At 32.7% G+C, this 14,967-nt stretch carries 16 protein-coding genes and 2 pseudogenes; 4 read left to right on the top strand and 14 right to left on the bottom strand.

The window, feature by feature from the left end; translation table 11 throughout:
- A pseudogene (locus ACH2CJ_RS12025) lies at nt 1–410 on the top strand (hypothetical protein); the annotation flags it as partial.
- The gene (wecB, locus tag ACH2CJ_RS12020) at nt 407–1,549 is read left to right on the top strand and encodes a non-hydrolyzing UDP-N-acetylglucosamine 2-epimerase (protein ID WP_394993051.1); all 1,143 of its coding nucleotides are present in this window, start codon (nt 407–409) and stop codon (nt 1,547–1,549) included. The pseudogene ACH2CJ_RS12025 and the gene wecB, both read left to right, overlap by 4 nt.
- Before the next feature lie 2 nt (nt 1,550–1,551).
- On the opposite strand, the gene ACH2CJ_RS12015 is transcribed toward wecB, so the two are convergent.
- From ACH2CJ_RS12015 to ACH2CJ_RS11965, 11 genes and pseudogenes are all read right to left on the bottom strand, one after another.
- On the bottom strand, nt 1,552–2,133 hold the full coding sequence (locus ACH2CJ_RS12015) for a hypothetical protein (protein ID WP_394993050.1): 582 nt from the start codon (nt 2,131–2,133) through the stop codon (nt 1,552–1,554).
- 25 nt (nt 2,134–2,158) lie between these two features.
- On the bottom strand, nt 2,159–3,649 hold the full coding sequence (locus ACH2CJ_RS12010) for a capsule assembly Wzi family protein (protein ID WP_394993049.1): 1,491 nt from the start codon (nt 3,647–3,649) through the stop codon (nt 2,159–2,161).
- 157 nt (nt 3,650–3,806) lie between these two features.
- A complete protein-coding gene (locus ACH2CJ_RS12005) occupies nt 3,807–4,538 on the bottom strand; it encodes a tyrosine-protein phosphatase (protein WP_394993048.1) in 732 nt (243 codons plus the stop codon).
- A gap of 29 nt (nt 4,539–4,567) precedes the next feature.
- Nucleotides 4,568–4,957, bottom strand: a complete 390-nt coding sequence (locus ACH2CJ_RS12000; protein WP_394993047.1) for a VanZ family protein — start codon at nt 4,955–4,957, stop codon at nt 4,568–4,570.
- Between the two features lie 433 nt (nt 4,958–5,390).
- A pseudogene (locus ACH2CJ_RS11995) lies at nt 5,391–5,975 on the bottom strand (IS630 family transposase); the annotation flags it as partial.
- Between the two features lie 8 nt (nt 5,976–5,983).
- Nucleotides 5,984–6,409: a transposase gene (locus ACH2CJ_RS11990; RefSeq protein WP_394993046.1), complete on the bottom strand. Its 426-nt coding sequence runs from the start codon at nt 6,407–6,409 to the stop codon at nt 5,984–5,986.
- Between the two features lie 815 nt (nt 6,410–7,224).
- A complete protein-coding gene (locus ACH2CJ_RS11985) occupies nt 7,225–7,365 on the bottom strand; it encodes a hypothetical protein (protein WP_394993045.1) in 141 nt (46 codons plus the stop codon).
- A 122-nt stretch (nt 7,366–7,487) separates the two neighbouring features.
- A complete protein-coding gene (locus ACH2CJ_RS11980; protein ID WP_394993044.1) occupies nt 7,488–7,667 on the bottom strand; it encodes a hypothetical protein in 180 nt (59 codons plus the stop codon).
- Between the two features lie 24 nt (nt 7,668–7,691).
- Nucleotides 7,692–9,602 carry a type IV secretory system conjugative DNA transfer family protein gene (locus tag ACH2CJ_RS11975; RefSeq protein WP_394993043.1) on the bottom strand — a complete coding sequence of 637 codons (1,911 nt, stop codon included), beginning with the start codon at nt 9,600–9,602 and terminating at the stop codon, nt 7,692–7,694.
- A gap of 27 nt (nt 9,603–9,629) precedes the next feature.
- The gene (locus ACH2CJ_RS11970; protein ID WP_394993042.1) at nt 9,630–10,724 is read right to left on the bottom strand and encodes a DUF5712 family protein; all 1,095 of its coding nucleotides are present in this window, start codon (nt 10,722–10,724) and stop codon (nt 9,630–9,632) included.
- A gap of 6 nt (nt 10,725–10,730) precedes the next feature.
- Nucleotides 10,731–11,297: a hypothetical protein gene (locus tag ACH2CJ_RS11965; RefSeq protein WP_394993041.1), complete on the bottom strand. Its 567-nt coding sequence runs from the start codon at nt 11,295–11,297 to the stop codon at nt 10,731–10,733.
- A 579-nt stretch (nt 11,298–11,876) separates the two neighbouring features.
- Here ACH2CJ_RS11965 and ACH2CJ_RS11960 point away from each other — a divergent pair.
- Together ACH2CJ_RS11960 and ACH2CJ_RS11955 are read left to right on the top strand one after the other, a co-directional pair.
- Nucleotides 11,877–12,605, top strand: a complete 729-nt coding sequence (locus ACH2CJ_RS11960) for a ParA family protein (RefSeq protein WP_394993040.1) — start codon at nt 11,877–11,879, stop codon at nt 12,603–12,605.
- A 1-nt stretch (nt 12,606) separates the two neighbouring features.
- Entirely contained in the window at nt 12,607–12,969 is a 363-nt protein-coding gene (locus ACH2CJ_RS11955; protein WP_394993039.1) for a hypothetical protein, read from the top strand.
- A gap of 178 nt (nt 12,970–13,147) precedes the next feature.
- On the opposite strand, the gene ACH2CJ_RS11950 is transcribed toward ACH2CJ_RS11955, so the two are convergent.
- The 3 genes from ACH2CJ_RS11950 to ACH2CJ_RS11940 form a co-directional block, all read right to left on the bottom strand.
- Complete coding sequence (locus ACH2CJ_RS11950; RefSeq protein ID WP_394993038.1) at nt 13,148–13,960, bottom strand: DUF932 domain-containing protein; 813 nt, start codon at nt 13,958–13,960, stop codon at nt 13,148–13,150.
- A gap of 75 nt (nt 13,961–14,035) precedes the next feature.
- Entirely contained in the window at nt 14,036–14,473 is a 438-nt protein-coding gene (locus ACH2CJ_RS11945; RefSeq protein WP_394993037.1) for a hypothetical protein, read from the bottom strand.
- A gap of 124 nt (nt 14,474–14,597) precedes the next feature.
- Nucleotides 14,598–14,967 (bottom strand): single-stranded DNA-binding protein (locus tag ACH2CJ_RS11940; RefSeq protein WP_394993036.1); only part of this gene is annotated, 370 nt, incomplete at its 5' end.

The following is a 14,967-nucleotide window of genomic DNA, read 5'->3' as shown; positions in this document are numbered from 1 at the left end:
GAAAATTAGTACCAGTGTCAACTATATGCATGCACGGCAGTCCAATGTCAAAATATAATTCAAAAGATTTATGGAATCAATACCACTATAAGGATTTGGGTATTGTAGGAGAACCTTATTTTGATGTAAATTTTGATGAAGTATTTTATTTGACAGATACTGGCAGAAAATGGGATGGAGTTAATGTAAGTGTACGCGATAAAGTAAAATCGTCATATACTCAAACTTTCCATAGCACTGATGATATTATAAAGGCTGCCTATAATGGCGAATTGCCAAATAAAATAATGTTTACGTTTCATCCTCAGCGGTGGAGCAACCAACCTGTGTTTTGGCTCAGAGAGCTGTTATTTCAAAGTCTTAAGAATCTTATTAAAAAATATTTCTTTGTCGAAAACGAGCATTTGTGAAAAAGATACTTACTATTATTGGTGCTAGACCTCAGATTATTAAAGCTGCTGCTTTGAGTAGAGCAATTAAAATTAATTATAACCATTTAATTGAAGAAATAATTGTACATACGGGGCAACATTATGACGAAAATATGTCGAATGTGTTTTTTGAAGAGCTAAATATTCCACGCCCTAATTACAACTTAAATATTGGCTCAGGAAATCATGGGGTACAAACTGCCAAAATGATTGAGGGTATCGAAAATATTTTATTGAATGAAAAACCTGATTTTTTGGTAATATATGGAGATACTAATTCGACATTGGCAGGAGCGATTGCCGCAGCTAAAATCAGTATTCCAATTGTGCATATAGAAGCAGGGCTACGTTCATATAATAAAAGTATGCCCGAAGAAATCAACAGAATTATAGCAGACCATGTTTCTACATTTTTATTTTCTCCTACAGCAACAGGTTTAAAAAACCTTTGGAAGGAGGGTTTTCAACTTAATTCAAAACCGCCCTTCACTATAGATAAGCCCGGCATTTATAATGTTGGAGATGTGATGTATGATAATATCCTATATTTTGTTCAGATTGCTGAAGAGAAAAGTGATATACTTGAGAAATATACACTTTTTGAAAATGAATATGTTTTAGCTACAATACATAGAAACAATAATACGGATGATATTTCACGTCTCACAGCCATATTTGAATTTTTGTTGGAAGTTTCAAAAAATACAAAGATTGTATTACCATTACATCCTCGCACACTTAAACAAGCTGAGAGTATTCTTGACTTAGCACTCTGGACAGCTATCAATCAGAATAGTAACATATTACTTTTACCGCCAGTATCTTATTTGGAAATGATACTATTAGAGAAAAAAGCACGTATTGTAATTACTGATTCAGGGGGAGTACAAAAAGAAGCTTACTTTTTTGCAAGGCCTTGTATTATAATACGTTCAGAAACTGAGTGGGTAGAAATAATTAAAAATGGTGCTGGAATATTATGCGATGCAAATAAAGATACTTTATTGAAAGCCTTTCATACTTTTGATGGAGATAATAAAATTATATTTAAAAATATCTATGGCGACGGTTATGCAGCATCAAAAATTATTGATATTTTAATAAATTCTACTGATTAAAATTAGAACTTCATAATAAACCCAATATTTCCCATTGGTGTCAACCCAACTTCTCCTTTTTGTACGAAGCCAATTCTCTTCTTTGGGTTATTTTTATAATTATAGATTTCTACTGATGTATTAATTAATTCATTGGAAAATTCAATTAAACATAGCCCGCCTGCAAATAAGCCCAAGCCAACCAAAAGTTTTGGCAAACTTCTTATCTTGTAATCATAAGTTTTTCCTTTCACTAAAGCGGAGCCTTGTTTTCCCTTCAAAGCAGAATATACTAAGCTCCCCCCCCCAATTGTAGTAACAGCACCAACGGGTGCCATATACTTTCCAAGTTTATAATCTAATTTTGCTTTGGGTAATTTTGCATACAAAGCTAATATTTGCTTCATTGATTGTTTTTTTTCATCGTGCTTAATAACTGAGCTTAGGAATATACGTACTCTCTTTAAAGAATCATCTTTAAGAGAATAATCACTAATATCATTATTTTTAAAATATGCTGAAGAACTTTCGTTGGAAACTATCTCATTTTGAGCTATACAAACAGTTGAATATAAAAAGAATAATACTATATAGAAATATTTCATTTTTTAAGGAATATATGGTGGAAGATTAAAAATATCGTTTTATTAGAAATACAATTCCCAAATTTTTATCAAATAGCCCTGAATTGTCATAGCCGATGTTCGTATGAACAAAATATTTTTTAACAGGAAATGAAATTTGTTGCATTATAGATAACTGCTTCACATTAAAGGGTGCATAAAGATAACTACCCAAATTTTCACTTAAAGATACTCTCGTTTTTAATTCTACACTTTTAATTTTTGAGTAAATACCTATTGAGTAGGCTTTTACTCTGTTATTTAGGATATAATTAGGATTGATTTTGGTCGAACCAAATTTACTTGAAAGAAAAGGAGAATTGCTGATAGGCATTAAAAATGCTGTACCAATTGTATTTTTTTTGTACACCCATCCCTCTTCATAAGTGGCATTGTTAAAATAATCATCTTGTCCTCTTAATTGCGGTGTTGTTATACCAAGTGCTGATAATTCTCCACCTTGATTTCTTGTATCAAGTAACTCAAAATTTATTTTTATTAATCCCTTGGTTGCTCCTTTTTTAGTTAAAGATATACCATAGAGGCCATCATTTACATTACTTAATACAGCTAATGAGCCATCTTCATAGATTGATTGTTTATACAAAAGAATGTTACTGAAACTATTATTGAATTCAATGGCAAAATCAATTGTACCCAAATGATTGCCAGATCGATTTCCTCCTTCACCAGAAAACTGGCCACTAACATATTTGCCATCAGGAATTAATGCTTTTCCAGTTAAAACATAGAAATAGGCTTCTAAATCACTGCCATACTTAGAAATATAGGCATTTGACCCCCCTTGAATAAATGGCTTGGTTGGACTTCCTCCCCATTGTACTTGGTGATTTAATCCAGCGTGTAAATTAATTTTCCAAAAGGGTTTGCCTATTCTAAAGTATATACTTTTTTGATGTAAAAAATAGTTTTTTGTAGAATCGGCCGAGCCAAACCAGCCATGTGAAAAATTACCTTTAACTGAGATTAATTTATTCTTCAGAATTGGAATATAATTTGGAATAGCAATTTGAATTTTTGGAATAGGAAGAGCATTACCTGACCAGATATAAGAACCAGAACCTAAAGTAGTATCAGTCAATCCAAATATTTCTTTTTTACGTCCTACATAAAACTCAAAAGCTTTAAATTTGGTTTTAAAATATATCTCAGGAATCAATAATTGATTAACTTTTCCCACATTTGCTACCGCCCGAACTTTATAACCGTAAGACCATTTCTTTAATTTTTGTTTTTTAAAATCACCTTCATTATATTCTTTCTCCATTTGGCCACGAAGAGTAAGTACATTCGATTGCAGAGGAATTTCCCCATATTGGTTTGAATGAAGCCAAAAGGGTAGATTTTTTGTACTTGATATATAAGCACCAGCCTCTAATTCATATGTATTCTTTTTTAGTAAACCTTGTGAATAGGCTTGGTTAAAACTCCAAAGGTTAAAAAGAAGTAGAATGGTGGGTAGAAGTAGTCCTCTCATAACTATTAGTTAATGTATTAATAAGAATATAATTTTGAGAATTTTAGAAAGTGTTTGTGTCCATTTTATTCATTCTAAAAAATTCTCTTGGTATTAATTGATGTCTAATATTTTGCTAAAATTGATTGTTTGAATTACTTTAATAAAAAACTACCTTTTAAATTTGGTTATTTAAAAGTGGTTGGTTTTCTAAAAGTTTAAGGAAACTATTAGAAAAATTTATTTTTTTAATTTGCTCTAAATGTCTTTCGTTATGAAGGTCTGTACCTATAAAAGAAACTATTCTCTCTTTTAATAAATACTCTGCAATTTTATATGACTCACTCCCGTAATATCCTACCAAAGATAATAAGTTTATTTGTAAAAAAATGCCACGTTCATGTAAATGCCTAAAATATTTCAGGTTTTTTAAAAAATAATTATATCGTTCGGGGTGTGCGAGAACAGGTCGATATCCTAAAGTAATTAGTTCAAATAATGTTTCTTCGAAATTTAATGGTAAACCAACAAAAGAAGTTTCTACTAAGATGAATTTATCGCCAAAAGTTAAAAGTTCATTGTCTTGAATTAACTCTTTAAATCTTTTATCAATATAATATTCTGCTGCTAATTCTATTTGGATAGGAATTTTATTTTTTTCAATATTATCTTTTAAAACATTAAATTTTCTAATCAAATCATCTTTCTTATTAGGGTATAATTCACTATAAATATGTGGGGTAAGAATTAATTTTTTATATCCCAATTCTATTAAGTTTTTAATAAAATTAAATGACGTTTCTTCATTATGAACTCCATCGTCAACATTTGGCAATAGATGAGAGTGCATATCTGTTTTTAAAAACGTAAAAATTGTTTTTTTTTGGATTTTATTGAAAATATTCCACATCAAATTTGTATTAGAAATAAAAAGCTAACTTACTTAAAATAAATGCTTTTGGAGATTAGTATGATTATCCAAATTAAAATACCTAAAAATAAGCCTAAAAAATTATTTAATAAATCTAAAATATTATAGGTTCGATAAGGTAAAAAATATTGAATGTACTCTATAAAAAAAGCTATAAGTGAGCCAACTAAGAACCATATTACATATACTTTCTTGGTTTTCCAATCAAATAATAGTAAAAAACTCATCCAAGGAATTAAGAATGTTGCATGAATAATGTAGTCAAGTCGAATTTCAGCTACAAAGGTTTTATTAGCTGTTGACTCTGAGCCATTGATTGGCAAAGTGGCTAAAAGAATTAATATAATTAAATAAATTGAAACGAGCAATTGTGCATTTCTTTTTAAGAAAACCAGCATTAGTTTTAATTAAAAAATAAAGAACCTATAAAAAAAAATATTCTTACTGAAACTGATTCTTTTCCCATTACTCATTTTCTTGAAGTAAAGAACTCACTTAATAAATTGGGGATTGTTGGGGTTACCCAAAAGAATAACTATTTTCAGCATTAGGAAAAACGACTTACTTTGATTATAATTATAATTATAATTATAGATAACCAAACTTGATCAGATTTACAATAGGTAAAGGTAATAAAAAAATAATTTACAAGCAAAAAACAAGTTAAATTTAACAATTTGCCTTCTATTCAGTAGGCTCGACCACTATTGAACAGTATTTTTCTACTACTTTTCGTAAGTAGGATATGAAGTTAGGGTTTTTTTTCTTTGTAATGTCTTGATTATCATATATTATAGAATATTAGTGCTAAGACAGATTTAATTTTATAATTCAACTTTTAAAATTGATTTTATATTTTTCACCAAAGAGTCTAAATATATTGCGAACCGCCTGTTTTAGGTTTTTGTAAGAAGAATAATCTTCGGGTCTGACCCACTCATATTTAGTCTTACGCCAAAGGGTTTCTATCTTGTTCAGATGTGGACTATATTTGGGTAAAAAAAAGATGAAAAGATTCTTTTCTTGCCATATTTCAATTTGTTTATTAAATAATTTTGAATGATGAATCGGAGCATTGTCAAGCACTAAAACAGTCATTTTTTTGGTAGTATCAATTTGTATTTCTGTAATCCATTTATCAATAGATGCCACGACAAATGCAGAATTAATACTACCTTCATTCTCGAAAGTATGTAGTTCATTGGCTTGATTCATAAAACCTAAAACATTCAATTGTTTGCTCCTTGTTGGTAAAATGTTAACTTGTTCGTCAGAAAATTGCCAGCCATATGGAATGACTGGATTTAAGCAAAATCCAGATTCATCACCATAGAAAAGTGAAATATTTCCCTGTTTTTCAAGGTCTTGTAATTCAATTAAACATTCAAGTTTGTCTTGATAATCTTCTTGGTCTTGAGCAGATTTTAGATTTTTCCTAAATCGTCTCCACTTGCCACCAAGCTTTTTAAAAAACGTTTTAGGGTTTTATCAGAAAAATCTTTGGATAAATCTATTTTTAATTGAGTCCGAACTTCTTTGAGTTGTTGGCGATTTTCTTTAACTCGCTGCTTAACTTTTTCGATGTCGGCATCTGTCAAAATGGGTTTACAACCTTGCCCTTTTTCATTATATAAGCCCATTAATCCTTGATTGTCCCAACGATTGAGCCAATTATAAATGGTAATCCGACTAACATTAAAAATACTCGCCAAACTGGAAATGTTGTGTCCTTGACTACTCAACAACAAGCAATGGCTACGGTTTCTAAACTGAAATTGTGGATGATGATTACGAACATCTTCCAATGTTAATATTTCAGATGAACTTAATTGGATAAATCTCTTTTTCATAACTCAAAGATAATCCAATTATAAATATTATAAAAACAATTTTGTCTTAGCACTTATGATAAGTTTTTTTAGTAGTATATGCATCATCGTTTAATGGACACTTTAGTCTTTCAACCATTCAATTCTCATTAACACATACTAATTTTTACATTTTTATTCCTCAACAAATCCATACGCCATGAGCAGTACCAGTCTTAATGGTGTATTAATTTGGTGGATTTAGTGCGGAATTCTAACGCCATTTTCAGGGTTAATACAGGACTTTTGGATTCCAGTGTGTTTTGTAAATACCAACCCACAATCTTCAGCGAAATAGCATCCATAATCAACGATAAATAATCAAAGCCACTCCCACATGGTACATACGTCATATCTGATACCCACAAAGATTCCATTTCAGTTGGAATAATATCTTTTATCAGATTCGGATACTTTTTCAAAGAGTCGTCAGAATTCGTTTTAACAACCCTACGACTCTTCTTTCTGACCAATAAACCCTCACTTTTCATCAAATGATGTAACTTAGCATGACCCATTTTAATGAAATGGGAATTAGGTGGTCAATTTAATCGGAATATTCAAGTGAAACTTACATAAACGATGGACACCGTAATTCTACGTTATCAAACCGAACAATTGCACTATATCTCTTGTTTTTAAACTCGACTCTATAAATCCGTTTTACTCTTCTCTTTTAAATATATTTGAGATAGACTTACTCAATTTCCCACTAATCAATGTTGTCATATTATGGAAATGGCAATAAAAGAGAAAGTAATAATTGATTTACTTTTCTCAAAAAATAACGTTTTTTCTTACGAAAGTACATAGATTTTTAGCGTATAATGGGTGGGTAGCATAGCCAAAAGGCTTGCCTGACCTAAATGTGCGGCAGAAAAGCCTAATATTTGTATGCGTTTGCGATTCTTTTTCGGAATGGCAGAAAGCCCGTGCATAGCCCCAACAAATTTTAGGCTGTGCGGAAAGGTATTTAAGTGTTGGGCAAAGTCTTGTGTGGCAGGTGGGTGGGACTAAAATGAGTCCTAATACTCCGTTGCATAAAATGCAACATCACTATTTAATCATACATTCCAGTATAATTTCCTTTTTCTTCTACCTCTTTATAAAATCCTTTATCCGATTTCTGAGTATTTCGGAGGATGATTCCCGCAATGGTAAAAATGGTCTTTACCGAAAATATAAATACTGCCCATATTGCACGGAAAATGAATTTTAAAATTTTTATAAATGTGTCCATTTTGGAGTTTTTTGAGTATTCAATTTACAAAATATTGAGCATTTTTCTACAATCTTCGGTGATTTTATTCGTCAATTTTTCGATCTCAAATTGAGTATTAAAACTCGGAATTGGTTTGCTATTTGTTTGAAAAGAACCATCTTTTTTATATGTTCCATTCATTCCCTCAATAGTGGAGAACACCTCTCGAATAACTTTCATCTTGCAGGTAGGAATCACAGTTCCAGCTTTCAAATCGCTCGGCTCGATGGCTCTAATGCCTACAATTTCGCCCGCTTGCAGATTCAAAATATCTTGAGGTTTTACAGCACGTTTTTCAACTTCTGAAAAATTGTCTCCGACTGAATTATTTGTTGAATTTAGACCTTTTGAACTATGACTTTGGTTCTCACTTTTGGCAATTAATTTAGTTTCTCCTATCATTTTTGAAATATAATCTGCCGTTGAAAATACGGTTGTTCTCGTGAAAAACTGGTAATTTAAGTTGGCTAATAAAGATTCTGCTTCGGGTTTGCCATATTTATCTTCTACTTGGGTTAAATTTTGTGCCATAAATACGACTGAAAGTTTATTACTTCGGCAAGTGGCTGGTATATTCGATAATCGGGGAATGTTAATTTGAGCGGCTTCATCCAATAAACAAAAAGAATGGTGTTTACTGTGTTCATTCATTTGTTTAAGTGCCACCGAAAAAATCAACGATATAATCGGTGAAAGTGCTGCGGCAATGTGATTATCAGTTCCTACACAAATAACTTTTGGATGCTTCGGGTCATTGATATTCAAATCAAAATCATCACCCGATAGTACATAAGTTAAATTTGGGTCGTTTAAAGTGGCAAAATCAATTTGTAAAGAACTCACTACACCCGATAATTGATTGCCTGCTCTTTCATCACGAGCTGTCAGCACCGAACGAATAATTTTGGCACATTCATCGTCAGTTTCAAGCATTGCCATTGTATCTCGATAAGAAAAGCCCGTAATGATGCTCACTAAGTGTGGAATGGTGCAAAATGCAGGATGGTGTTTTTTCAAAAACCAAATAATGGCAGTCAAAAAAGCAGTAGAAGATTTCACCCAAAAGTCTGATTTTTGATTCGATTCCGTATTGAAATTGACCACCAATGCTTTGGCAAACTCAGTCGCATAAATTTGACTTTTCAGATATTTGGGATTCAATGGATTGAAACGGTGAGATTTACTAATATCCGAAAAATTGACCACGTAAAAAGTGGGTTGTAATTCCCCAGTATCAACTTTTCTTTTGGTCGAGAAATGTAGATAGGCAATATCAGATAGTGAAGGAAATTTATAATCATAAATGATTCCTGCATAGTTTTTTTGAGCAAATTGTTCGATAAAAGGTTCAGCCGTTGAAACTGTCTTGCCGCCACCATTTGACCCAATGACCAATATTCCACGAAATGGATTTGTGATGTTTACCCATTTGTTATCATCCCCTTTTAGATGCAAAGAATACTTCGTATCATTCCTTTTTTTATCCGTTTGTACCCTCTCAATTTCTTTAACAGGGAAGTAAGAAAATAGAAAACTGAGTGTAAAAATTGCAAAATAGATTAAAAAAGTAAAAAAAGGGAATGGCAAATAGATGGCAAATAGACCAATTATTCCACAAAAAATATAAGTAAGAGTCAAATATTTAGCATATTCTTGGCTGAGTGTTTTTCTGGGCGTAACAGCATATTTCTCGGCCAGTGATTGTTTTCGACTCGTATAAAAGAACACCCAAAAGATAGAAAAACTACCTAATCGTACCCAAATTCCATAAATATTGTAGTACAAAACAAATCGAGTCGCCAATTGGAATGGGATTGATTTTATTTCCACAAAATACCGAATAAATGCCTCGCCAAAAACTAAACTCATCAGCGTTATTGTAATCGACCAATAATGTATTTTTTCGTTTTTCATAATCAATCTATCTAATTGAAAATATTTCTACATAGAAATTTCTTGATTGTTGTTATTTTGAGACAAGCCTTTCTTTCTATTTCGTTTCCTTTTTGGCGATTGCCCTTGGTTTTGATTAAATTCTTCGGTTGCGATTGTGGAAAAGAAGTGTTGAAATGATTTGAATTCACCCAAAAATGATTTACTCGATGGCGATAATTCAAGCTCAGACTTGCTTTTAAAAGCTGCTGAATCGTTTAAAGACTTGATTTGTTCGGGTAAAATTAATGCTTTTTTCTGCGATTGATTTTTACTTTTCACTCTAACTTCATACACAATTTCGCTCAGATTTTTACGAAAATCGGTGCTGTTATTTTTCGATTGAGCAATTTTTCTAATTTCAGTAATTTGCTTATCATTAATGCCCAGTTTCTCCAAAGCCTGTAATTTCTTTTCAGTCCAAAGGATAAAATAAGCGGTTTTATCTTTTGGCTGACTTACTTCTTTTGATTCGGGTTTGAAATCAAATTGTTGGTTAAATTGCCGCTGGTTTGCTTCAAACCAAGCCGTCATTTTAAATCTATTCCTGTTTGAAGTATTCGGATTCAGCGTAATTTTCTGCTCACTATCCCGTGCCGAAACTACTACATGAATATGCGTTTGTAAACCTTCTTTCAAATCGCCTGATTTCTTTTTACCATTCAAAACTTCAACATCAGTTCCTTTGTAGGCTCGGTTTTGATGAATAGTGGCGTACCAAACTAAATCTTTTTCGGATAGTTTTTTGCCAGTACCCAGCGGAGTGCCGCCCAAATTAAAATTAGCGGCATATTTTTCCATGCAAGCAATGGTAAACGCCTTTAATTTCGCTTGGTTATTACTGATATGCTCTAATTCTTTTGCTGATGGAGCAATGACTAAAGAATGAAATTTATCATCTTTCGAGGTCAAACCTTTCACATTATTATCAATGCTTTCAACCATCTGTTTCTTATCAAAATCGCCCTGAGTATTGAAGAAAATGCCTTTTTCTTGTTTTGAAGATGGCTCTTTGTTGAGATAATTCCCCAATCGTGCAGCACTACTTTTGTTGTTAAATTCCTTATTACCATGCTTAGTTGGATTGATTATTTTTGAATACATAAGTGCTTAGGATTGTCCTTCCAATTGCTTTAAAGTGGCTTGATAAAATAAATCAAGTCTTGTTTTCAGTAGCTCAACTTCGTCTTTTTCCATATCCAACGTTTCAAAATATAAGTTGGCAAATGAGACTAAATAAGCTAAGATTTGGCGAGTTGAATGCCTGTTTTCATCCATTGACTGAGGTGCATTTTTCTGTTTCAATTCCGCTAAATTAGTATTCAACGGAATTAAATATTGTCGTTCTTGCACCTGTAAAAAAGAGAAAATCTGGTTACGCAAGCGAACAACTTGGTTGGCCAAACTATCTGAATCATCAAAAAAACGAGGGTCTATTTTGTGTTTAATGAAGTAGTTTAAAGCTGTTTCGGCAAACATTTTCATGGTTAATTTCTGAACCTGATTCATTGGTTTTCCATGCACAAACTTGATTTTTAGATGGGTTTTATCCTTTTCGGTTAGCGTTGGCAGGATGGATTCCGCATTGACTTTATTCAAATTATCAACGGTTTCTTTTACCTCCTTAACTATGCGTTCATCAATCTTTATTTTGGCCAAAATGGCTTTATTTTCCATATTTTAGTGTAGAAAGGGTACTTTTTGGTAAGGTAATTCACTGATAATCAAATGGTTATATTTTATTGGGGCAATCATGTTTTGATAATTCTCTGATTATCAACGAGTTAGCTATGCTAAACTCCCCCTTCTTGCTAAACCTTATTCTACGCAATTATAACGAAATTTTAAATACAAATATTTTCAAATAAAATAATTAAATATTTAAAATGAATCATATCTTTGCATCAGAATTACAGAATTAGGATAAAACAGAAAGACGGTATAACAGAAAAATAGAATTAGGTTACGCACCCCGCAAGAATACAGAATTGCAGAAATATAGAATGACGGTAATACAGAATTGCAGAAATACAGAATTACAGAAATACAGAATTACAGAAATACAAAATTATGGTAATACAGAATTACAGAAAAACAGAATTGCAGAAATACAAAATTACGGTAACACAGAATTGCAGAAATACAGAAATAAAGAATTACAGAAACACAGAATTACGAGAATTCAGAAATACTGAAACACGGAAAATCACAAATACAGAAATAGGTTACGCACCCAGATTTAAACAAAAGTATCAAATGACAACACAAACAAAAAACAACAGTTCGCCGTCCGATAGGTCGTCCGCAAGAATTATTTCAGTGGCTAATCAAAAGGGAGGAGTTGGCAAAACCACCATTACCGCTCTCTTGGCAAACATTTTGGGAAGCACTTATCAAAAGAAAGTTTTGGTGATTGATGCAGATTTACAGGCAACGATAGCTATGACACGAGTAGCCGATTATGAGAAAAAGGACGGAAATTTTGTTTTTCCTTATGAAATTATCAGCATTGAGGAAACCGACACACTACACGAATTGGTGCAAGAACACCAAGGTTTAGTCGATTTTATATTCATTGATGCTCCACGTTTGACTAACAAAGACGATATTATCAAAGATGCCATCAATATTTTTGCTCCCTGCGATAGTATCTTAATTCCGACCCAAAGCAGTAGTTTTTCTACGGATTCTATGTTTCAATTTTTACCTGTAATCAAAGAAATTGAAAAACAACGAACTGATTTAGACCTTGATTTTTATTTTTATGCCTTTTTGAATCAATCTCGTTCAACCAATAATGACAAAGAAGTATTGGAATTGATGAAACAAAGCGAAGAAGTACCATTTTTTGAAACACCTTTATCTATGCTCGAAGTATTTGTTATCAAAGATTCTTACACGTCTATTTTTGATAAAAAAGGTGGTAAAGAGAAGTTTGAACCCTTTTTCAAGGAATTTATTGAGAAATTTAAGATTGAACTATGATATGGAAAATCAGAAAAGTAAGCCATTGACAATGGAAGAAAAACAGCAGCTTATGCGTGAACGTTTGGGTAGAAATATTGGCAAAATGTACGATAAACCTGCTGAAATTTTTACCGATAAACCTTTGGAAATAGAAACACCTAAGCCTGTAGATAAACCCACAATTAAGGCAGTCAAGGGGAAAGAAAAAGTGTTGATAGCAAATGAAAAAGTTTGGCGGATTGAATTAAAAATCACTTCGGTTAAACTACTCTACAAGCTGGAAATACTCTCAAAAATGAAAGGAAAATCGAAGCAACAATACTTTTTAGGGCTATTGGAAAAGGATTTAGCTGCTAATGCCGACTTGTTTAAAAACATCTAAGATGAGTTGATTTCAGCGAATAAGTAAACAGGACTATGCCATTCTAAAAACTTTAAATTAACGATTGGGCGAAGCCCAAATTTTTTTGGACAAGTGAAAGCCTGACCATTTAGGTAAAAAAAAGTACAAGAGATTTAAAAATTGGGGTTGTAAGCGTCTGCACTTGCAACCCTAATTTTTAGGCATTTATTAAGTCACTACAAAATTTAAAAGCGGTTTGATTGAGTTCGTTTGACGAACCAAACGGATTGCCAAAGATAGCATTTTTTGAGTTTTTAATGTGGGTTGTGTAGTGTGTTATGCCATTAAAAAGCCCAAAAGCATTATCGCCCAAATCAGCACATTCTCTATCAATCGAAGAATTGATATTTGTTATAATATTTCTTTTTCGAGTCGAAACATCGTTCCCCAATTTTTCTTCGTCATTCATTCGGGTTAATCGTTCAACCAAATCATCTTTGATGGAATCATCTATTTTTACCCACGAAAGGTGCTCCATTTTTTCAAAAAGTTGAGTGCGTTGCTTCATAAACATATCAAAGTATTGTACTAAACCATCAATGCGAAGGCTGTTATTTTTGGTGTGGTTTACTTGAAGCTGACGAAAGTTTCTTGAAAAACGGTTTGAACATCTGACCATAATATTACTATTTCCAATAAAAAAGCCCGTTGAGCTATCAAAACTATTGCCTATCATTAGATAGTCTTTAAACTCATGCCCGCAAACTTGTATAGTATCAGTACATTTAAGAAATGCCAAAACCTTTTTTCCTCCATCTACATCGTAATAATTTTCAATCGGAAAACCTGTAATATCGTGTAGTTTTTCGGTGACTTCAATAAATTTCTCGTTGTGTGTGGGGGTGTAACTTGATTTTGCAATGTTCAATAATTGCCCATTATCGTTGCGAAAAATGCCTTTATAGCCTATTACTTGCTTATTATTGGCAAAAATCGGTTTTTCTATAATATCCCATTCTAAAGTTTCCATTTTAAATAAAATTAAGCATTAACAATTGGTTGAATTAAGAAAGCCCAACCCGAAAATTGGGCTTTCTTTGGGTACTTAGATAGTGAAATTAACAATTTCCATTTCTAAGGCTTTGAGGTGGGTTTTGCCTGTTTTTACCAAATTATTGATAAAATCCAAAATCATGGCTACATTCTGAATTTGAATGTTTTTGTTTGTTCCCACATTTGAAATGGTCATAATCAGACCTTCATCGCCATAATCTTTTGAAAAATCCTCGAATTCGCCTACTCGTTCTTTGGCTTTGTTGAATTGCTCTTTCATTTTCAAGCCTTCATCTAAGCGGTCAAAAACGGCATTAGCTGATTTTAATTCAATTACTTGGAGTTGTGCAGAAACTTCAATTGGCTTTTGTTCTTCGGTAACAATCGGCTCTGTACCGTTCGTTTTGCCTTTTTCTGTTGGCGTTTCTGCCTTCGCTTGTGCTACTGTACCGTTGTTGTTTTTTGCTGGAATGTTTACTGGATTGCTCATTTTGTTTTTGATTTAATTGGTTTGATAAGCCCATTAAAAGGGGGGCTTTTTCCCTTATATTGAATAATTGAAAGCGGAATGCCGCCCAGCGGAATGCTACCCAGCGGTACGCCGCCCGATTAAATTAGAATGGTAAATCGCCTTCGTTTTTACTTGCTTCAAAAGCAACTTTACTTTCTTGGGTTTCGCCGAGTAAAGGCTTTTTCTTGCTTCCTTTCGGGGCTTGTTTAGCTTCCTGCTCTGCCTGTTCTTCTATTTCTTCTCTGCGTTTGCCCAATAATTCAATGCGTTCTACTCTGATTTTTACCGATGTTTTGGGGTTTCCTTCCTTGTCTTCCCATTTTTCGGTTCTGATTTTTCCCTCGATGCAGATACGGTCGCCTTTTTTGATAATTGTTTCGGCTACGTTGGCTAAATTGCCCCAAACCTCCAAGCGATGCCACTCCGTTTGCTCTACTTTTGTGCCGTCTTTCTTGGTATAATTTTCATTCGTT

The organism is Emticicia sp. (genome assembly GCF_043780375.1).
In the GTDB taxonomy this organism is placed as follows: domain Bacteria; phylum Bacteroidota; class Bacteroidia; order Cytophagales; family Spirosomataceae; genus Emticicia.
This window is presented reverse-complemented; position numbering and strand designations above follow the sequence as displayed.

Excerpts from the sequence above, each read along its gene's own strand:
- ACH2CJ_RS12015 (WP_394993050.1), bottom strand. The coding sequence starts at position 2,133 with ATGAAATATTTCTATATAGTATTATTCTTTTTATATTCAACTGTTTGT.
- ACH2CJ_RS12010 (WP_394993049.1), bottom strand. The coding sequence starts at position 3,649 with ATGAGAGGACTACTTCTACCCACCATTCTACTTCTTTTTAACCTTTGG.
- ACH2CJ_RS12005 (WP_394993048.1), bottom strand. The coding sequence starts at position 4,538 with ATGTGGAATATTTTCAATAAAATCCAAAAAAAAACAATTTTTACGTTT.
- ACH2CJ_RS12000 (WP_394993047.1), bottom strand. The coding sequence starts at position 4,957 with ATGCTGGTTTTCTTAAAAAGAAATGCACAATTGCTCGTTTCAATTTAT.
- ACH2CJ_RS11990 (WP_394993046.1), bottom strand. The coding sequence starts at position 6,409 with ATGAAAAAGAGATTTATCCAATTAAGTTCATCTGAAATATTAACATTG.
- ACH2CJ_RS11985 (WP_394993045.1), bottom strand. The coding sequence starts at position 7,365 with ATGCACGGGCTTTCTGCCATTCCGAAAAAGAATCGCAAACGCATACAA.
- ACH2CJ_RS11980 (WP_394993044.1), bottom strand. The coding sequence starts at position 7,667 with ATGGACACATTTATAAAAATTTTAAAATTCATTTTCCGTGCAATATGG.
- ACH2CJ_RS11975 (WP_394993043.1), bottom strand. The coding sequence starts at position 9,602 with ATGAAAAACGAAAAAATACATTATTGGTCGATTACAATAACGCTGATG.
- ACH2CJ_RS11970 (WP_394993042.1), bottom strand. The coding sequence starts at position 10,724 with ATGTATTCAAAAATAATCAATCCAACTAAGCATGGTAATAAGGAATTT.
- ACH2CJ_RS11965 (WP_394993041.1), bottom strand. The coding sequence starts at position 11,297 with ATGGAAAATAAAGCCATTTTGGCCAAAATAAAGATTGATGAACGCATA.
- ACH2CJ_RS11960 (WP_394993040.1), top strand. The coding sequence starts at position 11,877 with ATGACAACACAAACAAAAAACAACAGTTCGCCGTCCGATAGGTCGTCC.
- ACH2CJ_RS11955 (WP_394993039.1), top strand. The coding sequence starts at position 12,607 with ATGGAAAATCAGAAAAGTAAGCCATTGACAATGGAAGAAAAACAGCAG.
- ACH2CJ_RS11950 (WP_394993038.1), bottom strand. The coding sequence starts at position 13,960 with ATGGAAACTTTAGAATGGGATATTATAGAAAAACCGATTTTTGCCAAT.
- ACH2CJ_RS11945 (WP_394993037.1), bottom strand. The coding sequence starts at position 14,473 with ATGAGCAATCCAGTAAACATTCCAGCAAAAAACAACAACGGTACAGTA.